At 62.8% G+C, this 565-nt stretch carries 1 protein-coding gene; it reads left to right on the top strand.

Going from position 1 to position 565, the window contains the following annotated elements:
* Nucleotide 1 precedes the first annotated feature (1 nt).
* On the top strand, nucleotides 2-565 hold a 564-nt coding region (locus N5A93_RS19490), incomplete at its 3' end, for a GTP-binding protein (protein WP_268956756.1).

Raw genomic sequence — 565 nt, 5'->3', positions numbered from 1 at the left:
CATGGCAAAGGAAAAGTTTGACCGTTCGAAACCGCATGTGAACATTGGCACGATCGGCCATGTTGACCACGGCAAGACGACGCTGACGGCGGCGATCACGAAGTATTTCGGTGATTTCCGCGCATATGACCAGATCGACGGCGCGCCCGAAGAGAAGGCCCGCGGGATCACGATCTCGACGGCGCATGTGGAATACGAGACCGACAACCGTCACTACGCGCATGTCGACTGCCCCGGCCACGCGGACTATGTGAAGAACATGATCACCGGTGCGGCGCAGATGGACGGCGCGATCCTGGTGGTGAACGCGGCCGACGGCCCGATGCCGCAGACGCGCGAGCACATCCTGCTGGCGCGCCAGGTCGGCGTGCCCGCGCTGGTGGTGTTCATGAACAAGGTCGACCAGGTGGACGACGAGGAGCTTCTGGAGCTTGTCGAGATGGAGATCCGCGAGCTTCTGAGCTCGTATGACTTCCCGGGCGACGACATTCCGATCGTGGCCGGCTCGGCGCTGGCGGCGATGGAGGGGCGTGATCCCGAGATCGGCGAGAACAAGATCCGCGAG

The sequence above is a fragment of the Roseovarius salincola genome (assembly GCF_026891095.1).
In the GTDB taxonomy this organism is placed as follows: Bacteria; Pseudomonadota; Alphaproteobacteria; order Rhodobacterales; family Rhodobacteraceae; genus Roseovarius; species Roseovarius salincola.
This window is presented reverse-complemented; position numbering and strand designations above follow the sequence as displayed.